The organism is Gracilibacillus marinus, from assembly GCF_042651725.1.
Lineage (GTDB): Bacteria > Bacillota > Bacilli > Bacillales > Amphibacillaceae > Gracilibacillus > Gracilibacillus marinus.
Map to the genome: position 1 here is coordinate 337,647 of NZ_JBHSDV010000003.1, position 24,764 is coordinate 362,410.

The 24,764-nt window shown below is 32.3% G+C and carries 25 protein-coding genes and 6 tRNA genes; 25 read left to right on the forward strand and 6 right to left on the reverse strand.

What is annotated here, in order from left to right; translation table 11 throughout:
- Positions 1-26 precede the first annotated feature (26 nt).
- Positions 27-1,127, reverse strand: a complete 1,101-nt coding sequence (ispG, locus tag ACFOZ1_RS11955; RefSeq protein WP_390199578.1) for a flavodoxin-dependent (E)-4-hydroxy-3-methylbut-2-enyl-diphosphate synthase — start codon at positions 1,125-1,127, stop codon at positions 27-29.
- Between the two features lie 189 nt (positions 1,128-1,316).
- Here ispG and ACFOZ1_RS11960 point away from each other — a divergent pair, with 189 nt between their 5' ends.
- The 16 genes from ACFOZ1_RS11960 to phoU all read left to right on the forward strand — a co-directional run bounded on the left by ACFOZ1_RS11960 (position 1,317) and on the right by phoU (position 13,567).
- Positions 1,317-1,943 carry an NfeD family protein gene (locus ACFOZ1_RS11960; RefSeq protein WP_390199580.1) on the forward strand — a complete coding sequence of 209 codons (627 nt, stop codon included), beginning with the start codon at positions 1,317-1,319 and terminating at the stop codon, positions 1,941-1,943.
- A 302-nt stretch (positions 1,944-2,245) separates the two neighbouring features.
- Entirely contained in the window at positions 2,246-3,877 is a 1,632-nt protein-coding gene (locus tag ACFOZ1_RS11965) for a Na/Pi cotransporter family protein (RefSeq protein ID WP_390199582.1), read from the forward strand.
- 174 nt (positions 3,878-4,051) lie between these two features.
- Positions 4,052-4,126 (forward strand) — tRNA-Asn (locus tag ACFOZ1_RS11970).
- Positions 4,127-4,129: 3 nt separating this feature from the next.
- A tRNA-Met gene (locus ACFOZ1_RS11975) sits at positions 4,130-4,206 on the forward strand.
- A gap of 19 nt (positions 4,207-4,225) precedes the next feature.
- Positions 4,226-4,301: transfer RNA gene (locus ACFOZ1_RS11980), tRNA-His, on the forward strand.
- A gap of 13 nt (positions 4,302-4,314) precedes the next feature.
- A tRNA-Ile gene (locus tag ACFOZ1_RS11985) sits at positions 4,315-4,391 on the forward strand.
- Between the two features lie 10 nt (positions 4,392-4,401).
- Positions 4,402-4,494, forward strand: a tRNA-Ser gene (locus ACFOZ1_RS11990).
- Positions 4,495-4,519: 25 nt separating this feature from the next.
- Positions 4,520-4,595: transfer RNA gene (locus ACFOZ1_RS11995), tRNA-Phe, on the forward strand.
- A 196-nt stretch (positions 4,596-4,791) separates the two neighbouring features.
- Positions 4,792-5,403 carry a superoxide dismutase gene (locus ACFOZ1_RS12000; protein ID WP_390199583.1) on the forward strand — a complete coding sequence of 204 codons (612 nt, stop codon included), beginning with the start codon at positions 4,792-4,794 and terminating at the stop codon, positions 5,401-5,403.
- 148 nt (positions 5,404-5,551) lie between these two features.
- Positions 5,552-6,754 (forward strand): MFS transporter, encoded by a 1,203-nt coding sequence (locus ACFOZ1_RS12005; RefSeq protein WP_390199585.1) that lies wholly within the window; start codon positions 5,552-5,554, stop codon positions 6,752-6,754.
- 74 nt (positions 6,755-6,828) lie between these two features.
- Complete coding sequence (locus ACFOZ1_RS12010; RefSeq protein WP_390199587.1) at positions 6,829-8,955, forward strand: peptidoglycan D,D-transpeptidase FtsI family protein; 2,127 nt, start codon at positions 6,829-6,831, stop codon at positions 8,953-8,955.
- 214 nt (positions 8,956-9,169) lie between these two features.
- Complete coding sequence (locus ACFOZ1_RS12015; protein ID WP_390199589.1) at positions 9,170-10,189, forward strand: PstS family phosphate ABC transporter substrate-binding protein; 1,020 nt, start codon at positions 9,170-9,172, stop codon at positions 10,187-10,189.
- 90 nt (positions 10,190-10,279) lie between these two features.
- Entirely contained in the window at positions 10,280-11,221 is a 942-nt protein-coding gene (gene pstC, locus ACFOZ1_RS12020) for a phosphate ABC transporter permease subunit PstC (RefSeq protein ID WP_390199751.1), read from the forward strand.
- Complete coding sequence (gene pstA / locus ACFOZ1_RS12025) at positions 11,221-12,087, forward strand: phosphate ABC transporter permease PstA (RefSeq protein ID WP_390199590.1); 867 nt, start codon at positions 11,221-11,223, stop codon at positions 12,085-12,087. Before pstC ends, pstA begins: the two co-directional genes overlap by 1 nt.
- 16 nt (positions 12,088-12,103) lie before the next feature.
- The gene (pstB, locus tag ACFOZ1_RS12030; RefSeq protein ID WP_390199591.1) at positions 12,104-12,877 is read left to right on the forward strand and encodes a phosphate ABC transporter ATP-binding protein PstB; all 774 of its coding nucleotides are present in this window, start codon (positions 12,104-12,106) and stop codon (positions 12,875-12,877) included.
- A 30-nt stretch (positions 12,878-12,907) separates the two neighbouring features.
- Positions 12,908-13,567: a phosphate signaling complex protein PhoU gene (gene phoU / locus ACFOZ1_RS12035; RefSeq protein WP_390199593.1), complete on the forward strand. Its 660-nt coding sequence runs from the start codon at positions 12,908-12,910 to the stop codon at positions 13,565-13,567.
- Positions 13,568-13,667: 100 nt separating this feature from the next.
- Here the strand turns inward: phoU and ACFOZ1_RS12040 are convergent, their stop codons facing one another.
- Both ACFOZ1_RS12040 and ACFOZ1_RS12045 read right to left on the reverse strand, forming a co-directional pair.
- A complete protein-coding gene (locus ACFOZ1_RS12040; RefSeq protein ID WP_390199595.1) occupies positions 13,668-14,171 on the reverse strand; it encodes a hypothetical protein in 504 nt (167 codons plus the stop codon).
- Positions 14,172-14,194: 23 nt separating this feature from the next.
- Positions 14,195-14,434, reverse strand: coding sequence for a hypothetical protein (locus ACFOZ1_RS12045; RefSeq protein WP_390199597.1), 240 nt, complete (start codon positions 14,432-14,434; stop codon positions 14,195-14,197).
- A gap of 288 nt (positions 14,435-14,722) precedes the next feature.
- Between ACFOZ1_RS12045 and rpmG the strand changes: the two genes are divergently transcribed.
- The 4 genes from rpmG to ACFOZ1_RS12065 all read left to right on the forward strand — a co-directional run bounded on the left by rpmG (position 14,723) and on the right by ACFOZ1_RS12065 (position 17,542).
- Positions 14,723-14,872 carry a 50S ribosomal protein L33 gene (gene rpmG, locus ACFOZ1_RS12050; RefSeq protein ID WP_390199598.1) on the forward strand — a complete coding sequence of 50 codons (150 nt, stop codon included), beginning with the start codon at positions 14,723-14,725 and terminating at the stop codon, positions 14,870-14,872.
- A gap of 138 nt (positions 14,873-15,010) precedes the next feature.
- Positions 15,011-15,574: a 5-formyltetrahydrofolate cyclo-ligase gene (locus tag ACFOZ1_RS12055; protein WP_390199600.1), complete on the forward strand. Its 564-nt coding sequence runs from the start codon at positions 15,011-15,013 to the stop codon at positions 15,572-15,574.
- 138 nt (positions 15,575-15,712) lie between these two features.
- The gene (locus tag ACFOZ1_RS12060; RefSeq protein WP_390199602.1) at positions 15,713-15,892 is read left to right on the forward strand and encodes a hypothetical protein; all 180 of its coding nucleotides are present in this window, start codon (positions 15,713-15,715) and stop codon (positions 15,890-15,892) included.
- 135 nt (positions 15,893-16,027) lie between these two features.
- Positions 16,028-17,542: a rhomboid family intramembrane serine protease gene (locus ACFOZ1_RS12065; protein ID WP_390199604.1), complete on the forward strand. Its 1,515-nt coding sequence runs from the start codon at positions 16,028-16,030 to the stop codon at positions 17,540-17,542.
- Here the strand turns inward: ACFOZ1_RS12065 and ACFOZ1_RS12070 are convergent, their stop codons facing one another.
- Positions 17,543-18,391, reverse strand: coding sequence for a hypothetical protein (locus ACFOZ1_RS12070; protein WP_390199606.1), 849 nt, complete (start codon positions 18,389-18,391; stop codon positions 17,543-17,545). It abuts the gene before it with no gap.
- 100 nt (positions 18,392-18,491) lie between these two features.
- Here ACFOZ1_RS12070 and ACFOZ1_RS12075 point away from each other — a divergent pair, with 100 nt between their 5' ends.
- The 4 genes from ACFOZ1_RS12075 (at position 18,492) to ACFOZ1_RS12090 (ending at position 23,245) form a co-directional block, all read left to right on the forward strand.
- Positions 18,492-19,946 (forward strand): spore germination protein, encoded by a 1,455-nt coding sequence (locus ACFOZ1_RS12075; protein WP_390199607.1) that lies wholly within the window; start codon positions 18,492-18,494, stop codon positions 19,944-19,946.
- A 100-nt stretch (positions 19,947-20,046) separates the two neighbouring features.
- Positions 20,047-20,238, forward strand: coding sequence for a YqgQ family protein (locus tag ACFOZ1_RS12080; protein ID WP_390199609.1), 192 nt, complete (start codon positions 20,047-20,049; stop codon positions 20,236-20,238).
- Between the two features lie 18 nt (positions 20,239-20,256).
- Positions 20,257-21,216 carry an ROK family glucokinase gene (locus ACFOZ1_RS12085; protein ID WP_390199611.1) on the forward strand — a complete coding sequence of 320 codons (960 nt, stop codon included), beginning with the start codon at positions 20,257-20,259 and terminating at the stop codon, positions 21,214-21,216.
- A gap of 130 nt (positions 21,217-21,346) precedes the next feature.
- Positions 21,347-23,245 (forward strand): LTA synthase family protein, encoded by a 1,899-nt coding sequence (locus tag ACFOZ1_RS12090; RefSeq protein ID WP_390199613.1) that lies wholly within the window; start codon positions 21,347-21,349, stop codon positions 23,243-23,245.
- Positions 23,246-23,419: 174 nt separating this feature from the next.
- On the opposite strand, the gene ACFOZ1_RS12095 is transcribed toward ACFOZ1_RS12090, so the two are convergent.
- Positions 23,420-23,602, reverse strand: coding sequence for a DUF2759 family protein (locus tag ACFOZ1_RS12095; RefSeq protein WP_390199615.1), 183 nt, complete (start codon positions 23,600-23,602; stop codon positions 23,420-23,422).
- Positions 23,603-23,743: 141 nt separating this feature from the next.
- On the opposite strand from ACFOZ1_RS12095, the gene ACFOZ1_RS12100 reads away from it, so the two are divergent.
- Positions 23,744-24,361 (forward strand): MBL fold metallo-hydrolase, encoded by a 618-nt coding sequence (locus tag ACFOZ1_RS12100; RefSeq protein ID WP_390199617.1) that lies wholly within the window; start codon positions 23,744-23,746, stop codon positions 24,359-24,361.
- A 45-nt stretch (positions 24,362-24,406) separates the two neighbouring features.
- Here ACFOZ1_RS12100 and ACFOZ1_RS12105 read toward each other — a convergent pair whose 3' ends face one another.
- Complete coding sequence (locus ACFOZ1_RS12105; protein ID WP_390199619.1) at positions 24,407-24,649, reverse strand: DUF2626 domain-containing protein; 243 nt, start codon at positions 24,647-24,649, stop codon at positions 24,407-24,409.
- Positions 24,650-24,764: the final 115 nt, after the last annotated feature.

The window sequence follows — 24,764 nt, forward strand, 5'->3', positions numbered from 1 at the left end:
TGAATGGATAGGTGTCTACATATGTCTTAAGCTTCTTGTTCTTCTTTTTGTTTTTCTAAAAATTCAGCAGCTATTTTGTCTACTTCTTTTTTAAGCTCATCTACCATCGTTTCTTCAGGGACTTTTCGGATGATTTCTCCATGTCTGAATAGTAATCCTTCTCCACGAGCACCTGCAATTCCAATATCAGCTTCTCTAGCTTCACCAGGACCGTTTACTGCGCATCCTAATACAGCTACTTTAATTGGTGCCTTGATTGTGGATATATACTCTTCCACTTCATTAGCGATTTTTATTAAATCAATCTCAATACGTCCACAAGTAGGACAAGAAATCAATGTGGCAGCATTAGAAGCGAGTCCGAATGTTTTTAATAACTCTCTTGCTACTTTGATTTCTTCTACGGGATCTGCACTAAGTGAAATACGCATCGTATTACCGATACCTTTACTTAAAATCGCACCCATCCCTGCAGCACTTTTGATACTACCTGCAAAAAGCGTGCCGGATTCTGTAATTCCTAAATGCAACGGATATGGAATCACTTCAGCAGCTTTCTCATATGCTTCAATAGCTAAATTCACATCAGAAGCTTTCAATGATACAACAATATCATGAAAATTTAACTCTTCTAAGATTTTGATATGATGTAATGCACTCTCAACCATTCCATCAGCTGTTGGATAACCATATTTTTCTAAAATATGTCTTTCAAGTGAACCAGCATTTACACCAATGCGAATAGGTATCCCTTTCGCTTTAGCAGCATTGACAACTGCTTCTACTTTATCTCTTTTTCCGATATTACCAGGATTGATTCGAATTTTGTCTGCTCCGCCTTCAATTGCTTTCAAAGCAAGCTTGTAGTTAAAATGTATGTCAACTACTAATGGTATATTAATTTGTTTCTTTATTTCTGGGATGGCATTCGCAGCACGTTCATCAGGACATGCTACACGAACGATTTGACAACCTGCTTCTTCTAATCGGTGTATTTCTTTAACTGTTGCTTCTACATCATGTGTTTTGGTCGTTGTCATTGATTGTATAATTACTTCATTTTTGCCACCGACCATCACATTCCCGACTTTTACAGGTCGCGTATCCTTTCGGTGTATTAAAGCCATAAAATAAATCGCTCCTTTATTATTACCTCTTAATAGATTATAGTTACATCTCTGTATCATTATAATGCTTTCCTTACAAAATGAGAAGTAACAGGACTTATTTTTAATTTATTTTACAAAATGAAACCTTAACAACTTCTATTCGTATGATATGATAAGAATAAAAAAACCTAAAAGTAGGTGATAAAAATGATTGATGTACAAGTAGAATGGATAAGTTTTCTTGTCGTTGCACTAGCAACATTATTTTTAATTGGAGAAATTTTAGTTAATGCGAAGGGAATATTTAGTGTATTAGGGTTAGGTTTTATTGGTGTGTATTTTTCTAGTCACTTAGATACAGGTATGTTTTTTATTATGATTGCATTATATTTTGTCGGAATTTTACTTATCGTTATTGATGGAAAGGTAGTAAATGATGGTACTCTGGCTGTTATCGGAACTGTATTAATGATTATTTCTGTTGGGTTTGCAACATCTAATTGGGTTACAGGACTATATGCTGTGTTAGGAGTATTTATAGGTGGATTTAGTTCGCTATTGTTCTTAAAAGTATTTAAGAAGAGAAAGATGTGGACCAAGATTACTCTGTTTGATCAATTAACAAATGAAGCAGGCTATTCAAGTATGAATAAAAAATATGAATCATTAATTGGTAAAGATGGTTTTGCAATTACAGATATGCGTCCAATAGGAAATGTAAAAATTGATGGAGCGGAATATAGTGCAATTACACAAGGTAAATGGGTGAAAAAAGATACTCCGATTGTAGTTTTGCAAGTGGATGGTACGAGAATATTAGTCCAAGAAAGATAAAAAACATAGAGATGCCTCTATGTTTTTTTTATATGTTTATGGTAACACTATTAAAAATTCGAAATATATTTACCTAATAAGAATGAAATTGTTATAATAAAATAAAATATTAAATTATTGTAAATTTTCGCTTAACACCTTTACAAACTATTAATAAATAATTAATATTAAAATCGTGTGTGTTAGCGAAATTTGTCCAACTATGTCATTAAACCCATTTTTATCATGATGTCATAAGAACAAATGAAAAAATACACTACAATACATACTAACTATTAGAAATAGTGAAGGGATGAATACTTTTGGATGCGAATGTACAAGCAATGATCTTCGAATTTATAGGTGGCTTGGGGATTTTTCTTTTAGGTATTAAGTACATGGGAGATGGTCTGCAAAAGACTGCTGGAGATCGTTTGAGAGAGATTTTAGACAAAACAACTAGTAACCCGTTTTTAGGTGTGTTAGCAGGTATCATTGTTACTGTATTAATTCAATCAAGTTCAGGAACAACTGTTTTAACTGTAGGGTTAGTTAATGCAGGATTTATGACATTAAGACAGTCAATTGGTGTCATCATGGGAGCGAATATTGGAACAACCATTACAGCATTTATCATCGGTTTTGATTTGGGTGCATATTCATTACCGATTATTGGTATCGGAGCATTTTTATTATTTTTCTTTAAAAATTCAAAATTAACTAATTTAGGTTTAACTATTTTTGGTTTTGGTTCACTTTTTTATGGGTTAGAATTAATGAGTTCTGGCTTAAAACCATTAAGAGATGTGCAGATGTTTCATGATTTAACTGTAAGTATGTCGGATAATCCAATTTTAGGTGTGGTAGTTGGTACTGTATTTACAATGTTGGTACAAAGTTCAAGTGCAACTATCGGAATTCTGCAAAGTTTAATGTTAGAAGGTGCGATTGAGTTAAAAGCAGCATTACCTGTATTATTTGGAGATAATATTGGGACTACAATTACGGCTGTATTAGCATCAATTGGTGCTACGATTGCAGCGAAGAGAGCGGCATTAACACACGTAATTTTTAACGTAATTGGTGCAACAATAATAATTATATTTATCAATTTCTACACATTGTTTATGGAAAAAGTACAAGTAGCTTTAGAATTAAATCCTGCGATGACAATTGCTTTTTCTCATGGTATATTTAATGTGTTAAATACAGTTATTCAATTCCCTTTTATAGGATTATTAGCATTACTTGTAACTAAAATTATTCCAGGTGAGGATACAGTAGTTGAATTCAAACCAAAGCATTTAGATCCTATTTTTATTAAACAATCTCCATCTGTTGCTTTAGATCAAGCAAAAGCTGAAATTGTAAGAATGGGTGAGTATGCAACGAAAGGTCTAGAAGAAACGAGTATTTTCTTAAATACAAATAACAATAAACACGAAGAAATGGCGATGCAATTAGAAGGCGCTATTAATAATTTAGATAGAGAAATTACTTCTTATTTAGTAGAACTCTCAGGAACTAATTTTACAGAAACAGAACGTTTTAGTCATTCAGCATTAATTAATTCTGTTCGTGATATTGAGCGGATGGGGGATCATTTTGAAAACATTCTTGAATTAATTAATTATAAAATATCCAATAAAGTAGATATTACAGAACAAGGTATGATAGATTTAAATGAGATGTTTGATTTAACAATCATTACAGTTAAAGATGCAATAAGAGCACTAGATAATATGGACCGTGAAGCAGCACTTTCCGTAGTTCAAAAAGAAAATGAAATTGATAATATGGAGCGAAAATATCGCAAGAAACATATTATTCGATTAAATGAAGGTGTATGTACGGGAACTGCTGGAATTGTTTTTGCAGACATTATCAGTAATTTAGAACGTATTGGAGATCATGCTGTAAATATTGCAGATGAGGTATTAGGCGAGAAGCATTAATGAGTTAAATTCGCCCGGAATGGATAGGTTTTTACTTCTGGGCGAAAAATAAATCAAAAAAAATCAAAAAAAGTATTGACGCTTATAACTATATGTGATAAATTATTATATGTCGCTTCGGTGATACAAATTAAAAACAAGTCATTCATCATACATAACTAAGTATTTCATTATTCCACAGTAGCTCAGTGGTAGAGCTATCGGCTGTTAACCGATCGGTCGTAGGTTCGAATCCTACCTGTGGAGCCATATGGCGGTGTAGCTCAGCTGGCTAGAGCGTACGGTTCATACCCGTGAGGTCGGGGGTTCGATCCCCTCCGCCGCTACCAATATCACAATTTTATAATGGCGGTCGTGGTGAAGTGGTTAACACATCGGATTGTGGTTCCGACATACGTGGGTTCGATCCCCACCGGTCGCCCCATTAAAAATTAGATGGACCCTTAGCTCAGTTGGTTAGAGCTATCGGCTCATAACCGATCGGTCGCAGGTTCGAGTCCTGCAGGGTCCACCATCTATGACGCGGAGGAATACCCAAGTCCGGCTGAAGGGATCGGTCTTGAAAACCGACAGGGGCTTCACGGCTCGCGGGGGTTCGAATCCCTCTTCCTCCGCCATACATACTCAATTAAATATTATATAGGCTCGGTAGCTCAGTCGGTAGAGCAACGGACTGAAAATCCGTGTGTCGGCGGTTCGATTCCGTCCCGAGCCACCATTTTTAACAAGCTATAGAAGAGCTTGTTTTTTTGTTACCATTCATTTGAAAAAAGTAAGGAAATCTGATAATTTTGTGTAACTCAACTTATTTGTTTCAATAGTTCGAAATATTTGCAATTTATACAATTAATTTGATAATATTTGAGTTGGAAAGTAATAGCACTTTCAAATCAAAATATATAGGAGGAATACACATGACAAACTTTACATTACCAGAATTACCTTATGCATATGATGCACTAGAACCACATATTGACAAGGAAACAATGAATATTCACCACACTAAACACCACAATACTTATATTACTAAATTAAATGCAGCACTAGAAGGACATAGTGAATTTGATGGCAAATCTGTAGAAGAAATTTTAGCTAACTTAGATGCTGTGCCTGAAGAAATCCGTACAGCTGTGCGTAATAATGGTGGAGGACACGCTAACCACTCTCTATTCTGGACATTACTTTCACCAAATGGTGGTGGAGCTCCAAAAGGTGAACTAGCTGAAGCAATTGATAGCGCGTTTGGTAGCTTCGATGCTTTCAAAGAAGAATTTGCTAATGCTGGTGCTAATCGCTTTGGATCTGGTTGGGCATGGTTAGTTGTAGATAATGGCCAATTAGCAATTACTAGTACACCTAATCAAGATACACCTATTTCAGAAGGAAAAACACCAATCCTAGGCTTAGATGTTTGGGAACATGCATATTACTTAAAATATCAAAACAAACGTCCTGATTACATTCAAGCATTCTGGAATGTAGTGGACTGGGATAAAGTTGCAAGCTTATATAATGGAGCAAAATAATCACAAAAAAGCATCTCTACATGTTAGAGGTGCTTTTTTCTATTTTAAGAAGGTATATTTATTAGCATGACAATATATCAATTTTATTTTGTATATCTCTGTTTAAAACGTAAAGAATAAAGAATAGATTAAATTTGAGGTGTATAAAATGTTTCGTCAAGTAAGTGATCACTCGTCAAAAGTAAAGAAAGATTTACATCTATTGTTGATTATAGGTGGGTTATATGCCCTTGCTACTTTTTTGTCTAATACATTTGTAAATATCTTCATTTGGAAAAAGTCAGGTGAATATATCGATATCGCAACATACAATCTTGCTATATACATATTACAACCAATATCATTTTATTTCGCGGGCAAATGCGCAAAAAAAGTAGATCGGGTACTGATATTACGTTTAGGTATTCTTATTTTGTCGCTATTTTATATATTTGTATTAATACTTGGTGATTATGTAACAACAATTCCTTATGTTGCAGGGGCGTTACTAGGTGTCGGTTATGGGTTTTATTGGCTTTCATTTAACGTATTAACATTTGAAATTACAGAGCCAGATACGCGTGATTACTTTAATGGTATTTTAGGTGCACTACAATCGTTTGGAGGAATGGTTGGTCCATTGTTTGCTGGTTATATTATTTCGATTCTCGATAATTTTACTGGTTATACGTATATATTTTTAGTTTCTTTTATTTTATTTATATTAGCTGTAATTATTTCTTTCTATTTACAAAGAAGAAAAGCTACCGGGAGATTCTCTATCCGATTTGTGCAGAATGAAAGAAGAAAAAATAAATCATGGCGAACGATATTGCATTCTCATATTGCTCAAGGGATGAGAGAAGGTTTGTTTATCTTTATCATCGCGATTTGGGTATATGTAGAATCGAACAGTGAATTTGCATTGGGTATTTTTAATTTATTATTCTCATTTAGCTCTTTTATAAGCTATTTCTTTATATCTAAGTTGATTAAGCAATCAAATAGAAAGATAATGATATTTATTGGTGGTCTATTGTTATATTTAGCTGTTGCTATATTTGTCTTTCACACAAACTACATTACATTACTTGTGTACGGTGTGATTGTTGGATTAAGCTATCCTATTTTTAATGTACCATTTGTTTCTCTCACTTATGATGTAATTGGTACAAGTCGTCGTGCTCGTGAATACAGAATTGAATATATTGTCATGCGTGAACTATTCATTAATATGGGAAGAATTGTAGCAATTGTGTGTTTTATTATTGGTACAGTATTATTTCAAGAGTCCATCATTGCAATATTAATATTATTTTTTGGTGCAGGTAATTTAGCTGCAGGAGTTATTATAAAAAGAGGGATGGAATAAACATATTTTTTCTTTTGTTGTAGAAGTCGTTCATGCTATACTTAATGGGTACTTTTAGTGAGGAGCGATTTTCTATGGTTAATGAAAGAAATTTATTGAAAAAAAGAAAAAAAAGAAAGAAAAAACCGCAATTACCTTTTCGATTAAATATTTTATTTGTTGCTGTTTTTTTTATTTTTTCATTATTGATAGTTCAATTAGGTATTGTTCAAATACTAAATGGAGAAGAAGCACAACGTGAAATAGATCAAACCGAAAATACGCCATCTGAAAAGTCAGTTCCCCGAGGTAAAATGTATGACCGCGATCATCAACTTCTTTTAGATAATAAAGCAGTTAAATCAATTACATACACACCACCAAAAAATGGGGATAGTGCTCAAGTGAGATTAGAATTGGCTGAAAAACTCGCACAATACATCACTATAGAAAAAGACAGTGCCGAGTTAGAAAAACTAATTAAAGAGCGAGATAAAAAAGAATATTATTATTTATTTAATAGTGAAGAAATTACGAAGCGATTAAGTGACAAAGATCAGGAGAAAGAACCTGCTGAGAGATACCAGTTAGAGTTAGATGCTATCACAGATGAGGATTTACAAAAAATTGAATGGACAGATAGATTACTTAATATTTTGGCAATAAAAAAAGAATTGGATAGTGCTTATGAACTTTCTCCACATGTGATTGTGAATGAAGGAATTACGGATAAAGAGTATGCAATGGTTGCTGAAAATCTACATGATTTACCTGGTATTGATGCAACGATTGATTGGGAACGTGAAAAAGTACATGAAGATGTTCTATCAGCATTTATTGGTAATATATCTAGCGCAGATGAAGGGATTCCTCGTGAAAATAGTGAATACTATTTGGCCAATGGCTATACATGGAATGATAGAGTCGGAGAAAGCGGTCTTGAACAACAATATGAACATGTTCTAAGAGGGAGAAAAGAACAAGTACATTATGTTACGAATAGTAAAGGAAATGTCATCAGTTCAGATGTCGTAGTCGAAGGTCAAAGAGGGAAAGATTTAGTTTTAACAATTGATTTAGACTTACAACAAGCAATGGATGAGATTGTTGAAGAGGAATTGAAAAATGCACTTGCTTCCCCTATTAATAATAATGGCTATTTAGAAGATGCGATGGCAGTAATGATGAATCCTCGAACTGGCGAGATTTTGGCGATGTCAGCAATTCGATATGACAGAGAAAAGAAAGAGCTTGTTAACAATGCATATCGTGTAATATATGATGCACATGCACCAGGCTCTTCTATAAAAGGAGCAACAGTTTTAGCAGGATATCAATCAGGTGTCATTGGGCTAAATCAATATTTACCTGAAGCATCGATAAAGATTAAAGGATCTGAAGAAAAGAGTTCTTATTCGTATCTCGGTTCTAGTTTGAATGATGTGCAAGCACTTGCGAAATCTTCCAACGTCTATATGATGAGAATTGCTATCATGATGAGTGGTGCGACATATCGATATAATGAACCACTATACAACTTTAATTTTGATGCATTTGATAAAATGCGTTATTATTACAATCAATTTGGTTTAGGTGTGGAAACAGGCATTGATATGCCATTTGAATCTGTTGGAGTAATTGGTAATCCTTCAGAAGCAGGTAACTTACTCGATTTCTCGATTGGTCAATTTGATACGTACACAACGATGCAGTTAGCGCAATATGTTTCTACAATTGCAAATGATGGCTACAGAGTAAAGCCGCATTTATTAAAAGAAATTAGAGAACCGAGCGGAGACTCTGAACAATTAGGTCCAGTACTTGATGTATATAATACAGAAGTTTTAAACAAAATTGAAATGTCTGACGATGAGATTGATCAAGTGCAATTAGGATTCAAAGAAGTATTTCGTTCAGGTACTGCAGCGAACAATGTATGGAGCAATAGAGATTACTCAATAGCAGGTAAGACAGGAACTGCTGAAAATCCGCAATTTAAAGATGGGGAAATCGTTGCAAATACAGAGAATTTAACACTTGTTGGATATAGTCCGGCTGAAAATCCAGAAATAGCTTTTGCTGTCGTTGTACCTAAGAATGGTACTGGTTCAGGTCAATATCGTATAAATCACATGATTGGTAAAAGAATTGTAGATAAATATTATGAATTAAAAAAAGAAACAAATAATGAAACGACAGAAGCGGAGAAAGAAGAAGAATAGAATTATACATGGCTCCTAGATGGTAGGTTTACTTCTACTATCTAGGGGCTTTTTAAGTATTATAGAATTTAAACTAATATATTAAACGTGACATTAATCAAATTTACACAGTCTTTACATTTGCTTAATAGTTAATTAATAGTTTTCCTGTACTATGAAATAGAAGCTAATGAAACAAGCTTTTAAAAAAAAGAGCCTATTAGGGGGAAAAGCAATGAGTAAATGGAAGTTAATGATGGTAGTGGCAATAGCAATCTTATCGATTGGAGTATTGGCAGCATGTGGTAATGCACCAGATGATGCAGGAACAGATGACAGCTCTAATGAAGCAAATGCAAGTGAGAACAATGAAGAAGCAAATGCTGACGAAGATGCATCGGTATCTGGTCCAATAAATATAGATGGATCATCAACTGTTTTACCAATCATGGAATATCTAACATATGAGTACAGCCAACAAAATGGTGATGTAACCATTGCATTGAATTCATCAGGATCTGGTGGAGGTTTTAAAAAATCTACTGTAGGTGAAATTGATTTAAGTAATGCTTCACGACCAATTAAAGATGAAGAAATTGCAACAGCTGAAGAAAATGGAATTGAGTTACACGAAATTGAATTAGCGTATGATGGATTATCTGTTGTAGTAAGCCAAGAAAATGATTTTCTTGAATCATTAACAATTGATCAATTAAAACAAATCTTTTTAGCTGACGGTGGTGCAACAAAATGGTCTGATGTGAATCCTGAATGGCCAGAAGAGGATATTGTAATTTATAGTCCAGGACACGATTCTGGAACATTTGATTACTGGAATGAAGTGATTTTAGAAGAAGAGCCTATGCGTGAAGGTGAAAATGTAACATTATCAGAAGATGATAACACGTTAGTAACAGGAATTAAAAGTGATCCATATGCAATTGGATTCTTCGGATATGCATACTATGCAGAAAATCAAGACACTCTTAAAGTATTAGGTATTGATAATGGAGACGGAAATCCTGTAAAACCAGATGCAACAACAATTCAAGATGGAAGTTATTCACCGTTATCTCGTCCGTTGTTTACTTATGTGAATGTAGCTTATATGAAAGAAAAGCCACAAGTACTAGATTTTGTAGAATTTGCTATTGAAAATGCAGGAGCTGGTGCGGAGCAAGTTGGATATGTTGCTTTACCAGAGGAGAAATATACAGAACAATTAGAAGCTATTAAAGAGAAAGCTGCAAACTAATTGGAATAGATGAAAGATTGTTGGGACAGCATCACATGATTGTGTGATTGTCTGTCCCGTCATCTTTGTATCGAAGAAAAGGGGAAATTCATTGTGACAAAGAAAGCAAACTTAAATTATTCCGTCCAAGAAATGATTAGTAAAAATAAAAAATCTAATAGTTTGGGTAATCTTGTAGAAAAGTTAGTACCAATCTTTTTATTATTTTGTGCAATTGTTTCTGTTTTAACAACTATAGGAATAGTTTTTACTCTGTTAAAAGAATCACTTACTTTCTTTACAAAAGTTTCATTAAAGGATTTTTATTTTGGCACAGAATGGTCGCCATGGACTGATAAATTTGGGGTGGCACCACTTATTACTGGTACATTATTAATTACAGTTATCGCAATATGTGTTGCATTACCGATAGGTTTAGCTGCAGCTATTTATTTAAGTGAATATGCTTCAGAAAAAGTAAGACGTACAATCAAACCAATTTTAGAAATATTAGCAGGGATACCAACAGTAGTGTATGGTTTCTTTGCATTAACTTTTGTTTCACCGTTACTTGGTGAGATTTTCACTGATATGAAAATATTTAATGCATTAAGTGCAGGGATTGTTGTAGGTATCATGATTATCCCGATGATTGCATCATTATCCGAAGATGCAATGAGTGCTGTTCCTAGAAGTTTAAGAGATGGTGCTTTGGGGTTAGGTGCAACAAAATTTGAAGTTGCAATAAAAGTAGTACTTCCTGCAGCTTTATCAGGAATTATTGCGTCTGTAGTTTTAGCGATTTCTAGAGCAATCGGTGAAACGATGATTGTGACGATAGCTGCTGGAGCAACACCAAATATGACATTTGATCCAACTCAATCAATCCAAACATTGACGGCATTTATTGTTCAAGGTGCAACTGGAGATACTTCCTATCACTCGGTTATATATAATAGCATTTATGCTGTTGGTTTTACGTTATTCGTCTTCACATTGTTGATGAATATCTTGTCACAGTATATTTCGAGAAAGTTTAGGGAGGATTATTAATGCATACGAATAATACATCCAAATTAAAAAATAGAGTAATTCTAAACAAATTATTCAAATTACTGTTTATTTTTGCAACATCTATTGCTTTATTATTTTTAGGTGTTCTAATTTATCGAATATTAAGTCAAGGTCTTGACTATTTAACTATAGATTTTTTGAAAAATTATCCAGCTCCATATATTGAAGAAGCAGGAATTTTTGCAGGGTTAATGGGTTCTCTATTTATGATTGCAATTACGGCTCCTGTAGCAATCATTTTAGGAGTTTCAACAGCAATTTATTTAGAAGAATACGCAAAACAAAATAAATTCACAAGATTTATTCAGGTCAATGTTCAAAATTTAGCAGGTGTGCCATCCATTGTGTTTGGTCTGCTTGGTTTAACTTTTTTTGTCTATATGTTAGAGCTTGGATATACATTGATCGCAGGTGCATTAACGATGAGTTTGTTAGTTCTACCTGTCATTGTTGTAGCAGCACAAGAAGCAATTCGTTCCGTGCCAAAAGAACTAAGAGATGCATCTATCGGTATGGGTGCAACTAAATGGCAAACAATATGGCGAATTGTACTACCTGCATCAATACCTGGAATATTAACAGGTTCTATTTTGGCATTATCAAGAGCAATTGGAGAAACTGCACCATTAATTATCGTTGGAGCAGCAGCTGCAATTTATACAATACCTGATTCAATATTTTCCAAATATACAGTTATGCCAATGCAAATATGGAGTTGGACATCTCGACCACAAGAAGAATGGCAGTATGTAGCAGCAGCAGGGATTATTGTCTTATTAATTATTTTACTTTGTATGAATGCTATTGCTGTGTGGATTCGAAATAAATTTCAAAATAGATATTAATTAAAGAGGGGTTATTATGACAACAATTATAAACAATAATGCAGCATTTTCTATCGAAGATTTTAACTTGTGGTATGGTAATGACCAAGCAATCCATCAAATCAATATGAAAATACCACGAAATGAAATTACAGCGGTAATTGGACCATCGGGATGTGGAAAATCAACTTTGTTAAAAACATTGAATCGAATGATTGAAACGATTCCTTCTGTGAATACTTCTGGAAGTATTAAATATAATGATAAAGATATATTTAGTAAAAAGATGTTAGTGGAAGAGTTACGAACGCATGTGGGAATGGTATTTCAAAAGCCAAATCCATTTCCGAAATCTATTTATGAAAATGTTGCATACGGTCCTAAGATTCATGGTATCAAAAAGAAAAAAGTACTAGATGAAATAGTAGAAAAAGGTTTAAGAGGCGCAGCAATTTGGGATGAAGTGAAAGATCGATTAAATCAAAATGCATACGGCCTTTCAGGAGGACAGCAACAAAGGATTTGTATTGCTCGTTGTCTTGCAATAGAACCTGATGTTATTTTAATGGATGAACCGACTTCCGCATTAGATCCTATTTCTACATTGAAAGTGGAAGAGTTAATTAAAGAATTAAAGAAAGATTATACCATTGTAATTGTTACACATAATATGCAACAAGCAGCTCGTATATCTGACAAAACAGCATTTATGTTAAATGGAGAGTTAGTGGAATTTACGGATACTGATCAATTATTCTCTAATCCGAAAGACAAAAGAACGGAAGATTATATAACTGGAAGATTTGGATAATATTATTTTAGAAGAGATAGGAAGTGTAGTATGGTAGGAAGAGAAAATTTTGAAATTGAATTAGAAAAAGTGGAGAAATTAATCATTCAATTAGCAAAAAAAACGCAAACACAATTAGATAATGCAGTAAAAGCCTTATACGATCGTAATACAGATCTAGCAAATGATGTTATAAAAACAGATAAAGAATTAGATCAGTTAGATTTCAGTATTAATGAAACAGCGATTTTGTTAATTGCTCGTCAACAACCTGTTGCTACTGATTTAAGAAGATTAGTAGTTGCAATAAGAATGTCAACAGACCTAGAGCGTATGGCAGATAACGCCAAAAATATTGCAAAAGCTGCGTTACGTTTAGGTGCTGAACATGAGTTAATCGTTCATGGTAATATTGATGAAATGAGAGAAATTGCGATTAAAATGATTGATATTGCAATTAAAGCATATGAAAATGAAGACATTAGTTTTGCTAGAAAACTTGCAGAAATGGATGATTTAATTGATCACATGTACTCATCTATGTTAACAGAATTATTTGAAAGAACTGCTACTAATCATTTAAACATTGAACATATTATGCAAGTAGCGTTTAGTGGTCGATTTGTGGAACGAATTGGTGATCATGCAACAAACATAGGTGAAGATGTCATGTATTTAGTAAAAGGAGAATCTGCTGATTTAAACTCATAATGATGCATTTAGATGCCCGTATCTCAGTTTGTTAATTTTTGTCTATATGTATTAATTTGATAATTTATCAAATAAATATAAAGAAGCGTAACATGTTATGTTACGCTTCTATTTCTGTACGTGTAATGATTTGAGCTATTTCAAGAATAGACATTTGGTTGGTTAATTCAAATGTTCCGATTTGAATAAGTGTGGTTAATTCTTCTTGGGTGAAAAAGTTCAAAAAATCTTCTTCATTTGAAATAATCTGTTGAGTTAACAATAATTCAGATATATCATGAACTGTCATACCAGGCTCTATAACTAATGAATAAGTAATTTCTTCATTCTCAGTAGAGGGTTCTTCTTCGCCTGTTACATTATTGCTATTCGATGAATTTTCGATAGCCAATAGTGCTAATTTTTCCTCTGATTCTGCTAATTTTGTTTCAAGATCTTCGGTATATGTATAATAGCCTTTTTCTTTTAAAAATTGAATCGCTTCTTCTTCTGTTAAATCATCTATTGCATGACCATTTGCTGGTTTATCTAAAAAATAAATCACTCCAATTATAATGGTTGTAATAAATATCCCAATGGAGAAACCTCTAACTAATTGTTTCATAGTAGATTCCTTTCTTTTTTTACTTAAAAACGTATATCTTGATTATTATTTTTAAATGGTTCATTCACAAAATCTTCATCATCAACTAGCAATTCTTCTTCTAATATCTTTAATTTCTTCTTTATTTGGTATGTTTCTTGTAATGACGAAATGGAGAATTGTTCAAATTGGTCTTCTAATTGTTTGTATCTATCCTTCATAAAATAAGAAAATATCCATAAAATAATACTAATAATTGCTAATATTATTAAACTACTAATCATCATGTAAAATGTACCTCCTTTGTAATCCTATGTATATGTATATTGTTAATAATTAGTATAGCATATTAATCTGTTATAGGCGAGAAGTCATCGCTTCATTCCAATTTAAAAATGCAAACAACTATACTAATCTTGATGTTAAAATTAAGCATACAGTAAGATTGTCATTTATCTTTTAATTTATTATGTCATTTTCAACATTTACTTGAAATTAATCAGACTTTTTGCTATTATATTTTAGGTACAGATTCGATATTAAAGATGATGGTGAAGTTTGGAGGGAAAATAATGCGCGTTAATATTACATTAGCTTGTACTGAAACAGGTGATCGTAATTATATTACGACTAAAAATAAACGTAAACATCCAGAACGCATGGAGCTAAAAAAATACTGCCCACGTTTAAAAAAACATACGTTACACAGAGAAACTAAGTAACAAATAAAAAACTCCTACTATACAGTAGGAGTTTTTTATTTGGCTAGTATATTGAAATTATGTTGTAGTCGTTTCTCAATTTTATTCCACCTTTGCTACAATATAATTTTACAAAACCAGTAGTTTGGAGGACTTCATGTGGACATTAAAGCGTCTATTCGTAAGAAAATGTTGAACAAATTAAAAAATATTCAGAATAGAAATACAATAGAGAGCCAAATACATCAAATATTATTTGATACATCCTATTGGAAAAAATCTCATGTTGTAGCTGCAACTTATTCGATGAAACATGAATGGGATACGATTCGAATTATAGAGAAAGGTTGGGAAGAGGGAAAGAAGGTTGTATTACCTAGATGTGACCGTATTACGAATACGATGACTTTTTATCAATGTGATAACTTTGAACAGTTAGAGAATACTTTTTTAGATTTGTATGAGCCTGTTCAACATTCATCACAAATTATATCAAAAGCATCAATAGATGTAATGATTGTACCTGGCTTAGCATTTACTATGGATGGTGACCGCATTGGCTACGGTGGGGGATATTTTGATCGGTATCTAAAAAATTATAAGAACACCAAAATCGCACTAGCCGCTGATTTTCAAATTGTTAAGGAAGATATACATGAAAAACATGATATTCAAGTAGATTGTATTATTACAAATTCAAGTGTTATACAATGCAAAAAATAAAATTTTATAGTATATAGATGATTTGGATATACTACATGCATCAAGACGTATTGTTTGTATCAACTTTAAAATATGTAGAAAGGATAGCAAACAACTTTTAACGTCACACTTTATGAATTTATCAAAGGAGTGAAAAGGATGCGAATAGTAAAAATCTTCATGATATTGATTGCTTCTGTAAGTACATTATATAAATATCGAATGAAAGTAATGAATTTACTTGTTTCGATACCGTTCTTAAGGAAAATTGGTGTAAGATTGTCGATGAGAATTCCATATTTCCGTAATAAATTGATGAAGCAGATGTTTTCACGTTAACAATTAAAAATGATTATTACTTTATCTTGTATCTCAATTTAGTGAGAACATTCAAAAGCATACACTACTTACTTATTAGTACGATTCAAACAGATAAAATGGTATGATATAAAAAAGGTAGGTGGTTGTATGCTTTTGAAAAATCAATATGTTCAAAGTCAAATTGTACTACATTTGCTTAAGGAAGATTTTGAATTATTACAGATAAATGAACATTTTACAGAGTATTTATTAGTGAAAAGAAGCAGAAATGTACATAAAGTTCTTTTTGTCTCTACAAATCAATATAATTGGGCAAATGAGTTACATAAGAGAATCAAATTTTTAGAAGAAAAATATATAAAAAGTCAAATGAATAAGTGGAGTAAAAAAAACCTGACTTTTCATCATATTTTTATTACGGATTACCCTCCGGTCGATGAATGGGAACGGTATGAAGGTACTACTTACTCAAGATACGTGCATTTGGTTACAGAGAATATGGAATTAGATGAATGGATAAAAATGCTCAATTTGCTTGAGGTAAAACATATAGCGCAAGTGAATCTATCTCATGAGATGATGGAGATAGATCAAAAGTTACAAGAATCCAAACAAGAAATTATTAGCATACATCACAATAAACAAGAAGAGATAAGAGCATTATATCAACAAGGTAAACCAATTTGGACGTATGTCTTCATTGCTATAAATTGTGTGATGTTTATTTTACTAGAAATATCAGGTGGCTCTACTTCCATTGAAACACTGCTTACATTTGGAGCGAAATATAATCATGCAATTGTAACTGGTGAATGGTGGAGAATTTTCACATCAATGTTTCTCCATATCGGATTTATTCACATCATTTTAAATATGTTGGCATTATACTATGTTGGTACTTTAGTTGAACGGATTTTTGGAAATAGTCGATTTTTGATTATTTACTTACTCTCTGGCTTTATTGGTGGTTTAGCTAGTTTTGCATTTAATGACAGTATTGCTGCTGGTGCATCTGGTGCTATATTCGGTTTGTTTGGAGCGTTATTGTGTTTCGGTACACAATACCCAAAAGTTTTTTTTCGAACGTTAGGTTGGAACGTGATACTTGTCATAGCAATGAATGTAGTATTAGGTTTTTCAGTTGCTCAAATTGATAATAGTGCGCATCTAGGTGGATTAATTGGTGGATTTATTAGTGCATATATAGTAATGTTCCGTCAAAAGAAAAATATGAAGTGGCAGATCGTAGCTTCTATTTCATATATAATTCTAGCAATTGGATTAATCGGTTTTGGTACTGTAAATGAAAAGAATCATTACAATGGTGCGGTAGTACTACATGCAATTTTACAATTGATTGAACAAGAGAAATATGAAGAAACCATACATTATACATCTGAGTTGTTACCGTATATGGAAGAATATGAAAATGATGTGTTGTTTTATCGTGCCTATGCAACTATCCAAATAGGCGAATACGATAAAGCAATCATTGATTTAGAACAAATTGTAGCAAATGATCCAAAGTTTGAAGAAGCAATGTTCAACCTGTCATTATTATATTTGGAAACGAATCAGTTAGAAAAGAGTACTCCATTAATTAAGCAATTAAATGACATAGATCCAGAAAATGAAAAATATCAGCAATTAGAACAATATTTACAGTAATTAAGGAATGATTTGTTTTAACGCTTGTACTTGATTGGTGGCATCGTTAAATAAAACAAATAAATGGTCATAATTTTTACTAATTAGGATAATAGGCATATATAATGGAGAAGCGGTAGATGTATTGGATAATGGTATGATATATTCTTTATACAAACCTTCCCATAATTGAGCAATGATTTTATTTGTTTCTGCTTGACTAAAGCCATTCAATGGTTTACTAGAAAATTCATATATATTTACTAATGGATGGAGAATATAATCATTAGATGCAATATCTAACTTCTCCATCCATTGTTTCCATCGATAATGTAATGCTTGATCTGTTGTATGTGTTAATGTTTTTGCCCATTCTAATTGAAAATCACTTTCTGCTTTGTGAAAAGATTCTAAGGGAGAATATGGTGAATCAATAACATACAATTCATCATAGGTCATTTGTTGAATACTTTTTATTTCATCATTTGGATAATGAATTTCTCCATGATGATAACTAATTGCTTCAAAATGACTACTGTCACTTTCATCAATGTCCTCATTAAGGGAAATTTTACTTTCTTCTTCTTTCCATAAACTTTTTATTCCTTTTAGTTGTCCATCCATGAATAATAAAGATACATCTTGACGTAAGTAAATAGGTTGTTGTAAGTTACTGTCCACTTTCCAATTCACTTTATATTGATCATTACCAGTTTGCTCAACTAAAGACAAGTTCGTTTCTGCCTCTATAAATGACATCGATTCATCAAAAGGAAAATACTTAATCATTTCTTGCGATTCCTTCTCAAAAAGAATAAATAATAAAAATGTAATGATACATATACTGACAATCAGTTGCTTTACTCTCATTTTATAACCCCTCATCTTAGTAAACTTGTCCTAAATTAGTATGTTTTTAATACTATTGCAAATACTAAAAAACATATTATGTAAAAGTAGGTGTGTAAATATGAATGAACAAAAGTTTTTATCACATAATTATGATTCGAATATAAAATATATACGTGATTATTTACAGGTAGATAAAAGTTTTGATTTAATTCATTTAGATTTAGAATATGCAAACAGAAGCATGTCTTTATTTTTAGTTGACGGATTTGCTAAGGATGAAATATTGCATTATTTAATGCGATTTTTAGCAGAGCTTGATGAAAAAGACTTAGCTGAAAATACACTTGAACGACTACTTAAAAGATACTTGCCATATGTCGAATTAGATGTAGAAAAAGATTTAAACAAAGCAGCCGAGACAGTACTTGCTGGTCCAACAGCATTAGTAGTAGATGGTATCGATCATGTAATCATAATTGATGCACGAACATACCCTGTTAGAGGACCGGCTGAGCCTGACTTAGAGAAAGTGGTTAGAGGAGCAAGAGATGGGTATGTAGAAACAATTATTTTTAATACTGCACTTACAAGAAGAAAAGTTCGTGATCGATCATTACGTATGGAATATATGTCTATAGGAAGAAGATCAAAAACAGATGTATGTGTATGTTATATAGCAGACGTTGCGGACCAGAAAAAAGTGGATCAATTAAAATCCCACTTAGAAGAAATTGATACAGATGGCCTACCAATGGCAGAAAAAACAATTGAAGAATATTTGAGCGGAAAAACATGGAATCCATATCCCACCATAAGATATACAGAGAGACCAGACACTGCAGCTACGCATCTTTACGAAGGACATATTCTTGTGATTATAGATGGTTCACCAAGCGTTATGATCACACCAGCAACATTTTGGCATCATTTGCAACATGCGGAGGAATATCGTCAAAAGCCGTTTGTTGGCGTGTATTTAAGGTTGGTACGCTTTTTAGCGGTCTTTGCATCTATATTTTTATTACCTTTATATTATTTATTGTCAATGGAAACTAATTTGCTTCCAGATTCATTACATTTTATCGGTCCAAAAGATATTGGATTAATTCCATTAATATATCAATTTATTCTTGCGGAAGTGGGAGTAGATGTATTAAGAATGGCAGCAATTCATACTCCTTCAGCCCTTGCAACAGCATTAGGCCTTGTTTCAGCTATCTTAATTGGCCAAATTGCTGTCGAAGTAGGTTTGTTTTCTAATGAAGTAATATTGTATTTAGCAGCAGCAGTAATGGGCACTTTTGCAACACCAAGCTATGAACTAAGTTTAGCAAATCGCTTGATTCGAATAATTTTATTAATAGCAACAGCTTTGTTTGGATTAGAAGGTTTTGTAATCGGAAGTACCATATTTCTATTGTATTTAATTCAGTTAAAAACTTTTTATATTGGTTACTTTTGGCCGTTTATTCCATTTGATGCGAAAGCTATGTTAAATGTACTAATTAGACAACCAATTCCGACTGATAATTCTAGACCATCATTTTTAAACCCTCAAGATCCTGATCGATGATTTGTACACATAAATAAATTCACTCATTAATATAGTTAAACAATCGTGTTTATTCTTTCTTTTTACGTATTGTTTTGTTATAATATGTTAGGTGATTCAAGTGAATAGCATATATGATGTAAGAAAATTATTAATGAAATTCGGGACGATCATCTACATAGGTGATCGTCTTGCAGATTTAGAACTGATGGTTGAGGAAATTACTGAGTTATACCAAGTGAAAGTAATCACAAAAGAACAATATATAAGCGCTAAGCTTTTATTAAGTGAAGAGATAAATAAATTAAAATAGAAAATAGGGTGGTATATTGTGAAGGACTTATTAATCGGCGTGGATATCGGTGGAACGACAATAAAACACGGTATTATTACAAAAGAAGGAACATTAATTGATAAGTGGGAAATTGATACAGATATAACTAACCATGGAGAAAATGTTCCTTATGATATATGGAATTCGATTAAAACACGATTAACTGATTTGCAAATTGGGTATGATAGATTAATAGGAATAGGTGTCGGTGCTCCGGGTTTTATCGATCCTATTTCTGGAGTTGTTGCAATAGCGGTAAACATCGGTTGGCATGATTTTAATTTAAAAGAAATATTAGAGAACTTATCGAATTTACCTGTGTATATTGATAATGATGCCAATATTGCGGCATTAGGAGAGAATTGGAAAGGTTCAGGCCAATTAGTATCTAACATGTTAGCAGTAACTCTTGGAACAGGAGTTGGTGGAGGAATTATCGCAAATGGACAGATTTTAACAGGCACAAATGGTACTGGTGCCGAAATAGGTCACATGACTGTAATTCCTGAAAATGGCTATCATTGTAATTGTGGAAGAACAGGATGCTTAGAAACAATTGCTTCAGCGACAGGTTTTGTGCGAGTTGCAAAACAATGGATTGAAGAGGGAAAAGCTGATTCTCTAAAAGTAAGATTGCAAGAGCAAGGAAATTTATCTACAAAAGACATTTTTGAAATAGCAAGAAGTGGAGATGAATCTACTAATCAATTAATTGAGTATATCCTAGATCATTTAGGATTAGCTCTGGCAAATTTAGCTGTTACATTAAACCCTGCAAAAATAGTAATTGGTGGTGGAGTATCGAAAGCTGGGGAACAATTAAGTAAACCATTACAAAAGTCATTCGACAAATATGCATTGCCTAGAGCAAAAGAGGCTTGTGAAATTGTTATTGCAGACTTAGGAAATGATGCTGGAATTTTTGGAGGGGCTTTTTTAGCCTTACAAAAATCATAAACCGATCAATTTGTTAAGAGAATGTAATTTTTTTATAAAAATTATGAAACTTTCATGTTATATTTTCCGTCTATAATAGAGAGATGAATTTTAAAATGTATTTTGGGGCAATTTTTGAGGAGGAAGTTAAATGTTAAACAAGAGGCTGCACATGCCGTTATATTTAATCGCAGCACTATTATTTGGTCTTAAAACGTATATTGTATACCGTTTTGTATTCAATATTTCATTAGAAAATCCAATGCAAGAGTTTATTTTATTTATAAATGCTTTTGTTGTGTCATTCTTTTTATTCACTTTAAGTGTTTGGTTTAAAGAAAGAAGACAAAAGAAGTATATTAAATATATGATACTCATTGGATCATTGATTATTTACTTTAATATTGTGTTTTATCGTAACTTTTCTGATTTCATAACAATACCGTTGTTATTCCAAGGAAGTAATGCAGCAGATTTAGGATCAAGTGTGTTGAATTTAATCAAACCGTGGGATATTCTGTTGTTTCTTGATGTTATTATTATATGGTATTTAGCAATTAGAAAAAGTGATAGTTTACTAATTAATTATCGTAAGCGAACCAAGACAATGGCATTAGCGTTGTCCATTGCGTTTTTAGTTGGAAATTACATTTTAGCTGAAATCGAAAGACCACAACTTTTACAAAGAACATTCGATCGCGAATATTTAGTGAAAAATATTGGTTTGTTCAATTATCATATTTACGATGCAATCATGCATTCAAAGTCAAAAGCACAACGTGTTTTAGCTGATGGTAATGAATTAACAGATATCGCAGACTATATGCAAGAAAATACAACCAATAATGAGAAAACAGATCTTTATGGTATTGCAAAAGATAAAAATGTAATCTTTATATCACTAGAATCATTGCAAACATTCGTTATTAACAATACTGTAAATGGAGAAGAAGTTACACCATTTTTAAATGATTTGATTGGAGAAAGTTATTATTTCGAAAACTTTTATCACCAAACAGCACAAGGGAAAACATCTGACTCCGAATTTATAGTAGAAAATTCCTTGTACCCATCTCCTCGAGGAGCGGTTTACTTTACTCATGCACAAAATGATTATCATTCATTACCTGAAATAATTGGAAATGAAGGATATTATTCTACTGTATTCCATCCGAATAATAAAAGTTTTTGGAATCGCGATGTGATGTATGAAAACACAGGATATGATCATTTCTTTGATGTTGATGCATATGAAGTAACTGAAGGAAATTCTGTTGGGTGGGGTTTAAAAGATAAAGATTTCTTTAGCCAGTCAATGAAATATCTTGAAACAATGCAAAAACCATTTTATGCAAAATTTATTACATTAACCAATCACTATCCATTTGAATTAGCGGAAGAAGATGCGACAATTGAAAAATACGATTCTAATTCAAAAACACTAAATAGTTATTTTCAAACGGCCCGTTACATGGATGAATCTATTGAAGAGTTCTTCACATATTTGAAAGAGTCTGGATTGTATGAAGATTCTATTATTGTATTAATGGGAGATCACTATGGTATTAGTGATTTTCATAAAAAAGCAATGAGCATGTATTTAGATCAAGAATACACGGACTATTTGCATGTACAACTTCAAAGAGTACCATTTTATATCCATATACCAGGTCAAGAAGGAGAAGTAATTTCTAAAATTGCAGGACAAGTGGATGTAAAACCAACATTGTTACATTTATTAGGTATAGATGATTCGAATGATTTATCGTTTGGTACGAATCTTTTTGCTGATGAAAGAAAGCCATATATCGCATTAAGGGATGGTAGTTTTATTTCAGATGAATATGTCTATACAAAAGACCAATGTTTTAATCGAGAAACAGGAGAACTAATTGATACAACAACTGGAACGGCAGATGAAGAATCTACTTGTCAATTATATATAGAACAAGTAGAAGAAGAGTTGTCGTATTCTGATCAAATTATATTTGGAGATTTATTCCGATTCTATAATTTTAAAGATGAAAACGTAATTGAAGAAGTAGAATAATAAAAAAGATAGTAAGTGTGTGATTCATTAGCACTTACTATCTTTTATTACTTTAGGAAAAATAACTGTTTGATTTATTAAGTATAGAAATACTTCCTATATGGTTCAAATAATAATAAAGCCCCTCATCATAAGGATGAGAGGGCTTTATTAATTTTACTTAACAAAATGAAATTACTCGCCAGTAACTAATGGTCTAATTAATTCCCAGTATATTGTTGCAATTGAGAAAAAACCGAATACTAATGCTGAGATTGCTGAAAATGCTGCACCGAACATATTTTGTCGTTTAAATTCACGGAAAATTGCAATAACACACACAATTGCTACAGCTAATAAAATTAGTGCTAATACCATAGATTAAACCTCCTAAAAGTATTTGTTTTCATTTGATAAAGAATCAAGTTATAATATGTATTATTATTCACTTTTTCATTCTAAAACAAAAGTGAACTTTTGTCCATATAATTAGATAAAATCAACGTAGGAGGATGTTACATGAAAATAGAAAAATTATCATTAGGAGCCTTACAAACAAATTGTTATATCATTTCGAAAGATAACCACTCACTTATTATTGATCCTTCTGCAGAATCAACGGTGATTGAGAAGAAATTAAAGGAACAACAAACGAAACCGCTAGCTATCTTGTTAACACATGCGCATTTTGATCATATTGGAGCTCTTGAAGATATAAGAGAAAAATATCAAATCCCTGTGTATATTCAAAGTGAGGAACAAGATTGGTTAATTGATCCCAATTTAAATGGTTCTAGTAAATTTGGGTTTCCAAAAATTACATGTAAGAAAGCAGAAAATGAATTGATGGAGAAAAATTACTCTATTGGACCATTTCATTTTTATTGCAGATTTGTTCCTGGGCATTCTCCAGGTAGTGTTGCATTTATTTTTGAAAAGGAAGAAGTAGTTTTTGCTGGTGACTGTTTGTTTAAAGAAGGAATTGGACGCACAGATTTACATGGTGGAAGTTTTGATCAGATATATGATAGTATACATAACCAACTTTTTACATTACCAAACCAATATACAGTATTTCCTGGACATGGTATGTCAACAACAATTGGACATGAAAAAGTATCTAATCCATTTGTGTAAATGATAAAAGCGCTCTATATTTTAAATAGAGCGCTTTTACAACGATTAATGACCAAAACCAGGAACAAGAATGAAGTTAGTATAATAAGTAAATCCTACAAAGAATACCGTACAATAAGCCGCAAATAAGTACATATACATTCTTTCAGACAATTTTAAGAATCCTACACCTAAAAAGAAAATAGTTTGTGCTAAAAATAAAAATGCCATTGCATACATGTCTCCAATGTAAAACATTACAGTAAATATTCCTGTCCAAAAGGAAAGCATACGAAATACACGATCCATTGTTCCCCCTCCTTCTTTTACACTATGTATCAAAACTATTATAAACGACAATATCAAAAAAGTAAATTATTGTTCGAAGCTTTTTGAATAGATACGTATATTATTGTCATTTACT